This is a genomic window from Xanthomonas axonopodis, assembly GCF_001304695.1.
GTDB lineage: Bacteria > Pseudomonadota > Gammaproteobacteria > Xanthomonadales > Xanthomonadaceae > Xanthomonas > Xanthomonas axonopodis.
This window is the reverse complement of record NZ_JFAQ01000316.1, coordinates 1-1,240: the sequence shown is the minus strand read 5'-3', so window position 1 is coordinate 1,240 and position 1,240 is coordinate 1. Positions and strand designations below refer to the sequence as shown.

Annotated in this window: 1 protein-coding gene and 1 pseudogene; both read right to left on the bottom strand. The window is 68.1% G+C overall.

Annotated elements, in window-relative coordinates; translation table 11 throughout:
* Nucleotides 1-759 (bottom strand): efflux RND transporter permease subunit (locus tag XAXN_RS20030; RefSeq protein WP_134984953.1); only part of this gene is annotated, 759 nt, incomplete at its 3' end.
* Nucleotides 756-1,240, bottom strand: a pseudogene (locus tag XAXN_RS20025) (efflux RND transporter periplasmic adaptor subunit); the annotation flags it as partial. The gene XAXN_RS20030 and the pseudogene XAXN_RS20025, both read right to left, overlap by 4 nt.

Here is a 1,240-nt window from a genome sequence, read left to right as displayed (position 1 = left end):
ACTGCCTGCAGGCGCGCCTGGCACGCTCAGCAGCACGCCGCGCAGTTGCTCGGGCGTGCGAATTTCGCCGGACGTGGCCACGGTCAGCGCCAGCCCGGACACCGCGACCTGCCCACCGGAGCCCACCACATTCTGAGCGCGCAACTGCGCCATCACGCTGGACGGCGTCAAGCCGCTGGCCAGCAACCGCGCACGATCGAACGACACATACACCGCCTCGTCCTGCAGGCCATACAACTTCACCTGCTCCACGCCGGGCAAGGCGTACAGCTGCTCGCGCATGCGCCGCAACGGGCCGCGCATTTCGCTCATCCAAAAGCCCGGTGCGGTCACCGCAATCGAGGCCACCGACACGCGACCGAAGTCGTCGTCGACGAAGGGACCAAGGGTGCCCGCAGGCAATCCTGCGCCGGCCTCTGCGGCCTTGGCGCGCACGCGCTGCCACAGCGCCGGTAGATCCTGCACATCGTCATAGGCGGTCAGCTGCACGATCGCGCTGCCCGGATGCACCGTGGTGACGATGCGCTTGATGCCGGCCAACTCGCGCAAGCGCTCTTCCACCGGGCGCGCCAGCAGGTTTTCCACCTGCTCGCTGGGCATGCCCGGATAGGCCACCGACACCAGCGTGTCGCGCACGGTCACCGACGGTTCTTCCTGCGATGGGAAGCCGAGAAACGCCACGATGCCGCCGATCAGGACCATCGCTGCCGCAAACAACGTCAGCCGGCTCGAGCGCATCGCCATCTGGGTCAGCTTCATGGCGTGCGCCCCCCGCTCAGCTGCGTCTGTGCCTGCAGTGGTGTCACCGGCTGGCCGTTCACCAAGAACCCCACCCCGGCGCTCACCACCTGCTCGCCTGCACGCAATCCGCGCAAAATCTGCACACGCTCGCCGACGATCGTTCCCAGGTCAACCGCGCGTTCGATCACGGCCCGCTTTGCCGGCTGGTAGACGAACACGCTGGCCTGTTGCCGGTTGAGCCGGGGCAATACCGCCAACAGCGGCACGCTCGGCGTGGAAGCGGCAGAAGTGGGCAGCGTCAGCATCACGCTGTCGCCGCTGCGCAGCGACGGCGCGGCGGCGAGCGGTTCCAGCAACGCCTGTACCGTCGTGGCATTGTCCAGGCGGCTGGAAACACTGCGCAGACGCAGTTCGATCGGCGCATCGCCTGCATCCACCAGGCGGGCGTGCACGGTTTGCCCCGGCACCAGACCGGCACCGGCCATTGCCGGCAGCGTGG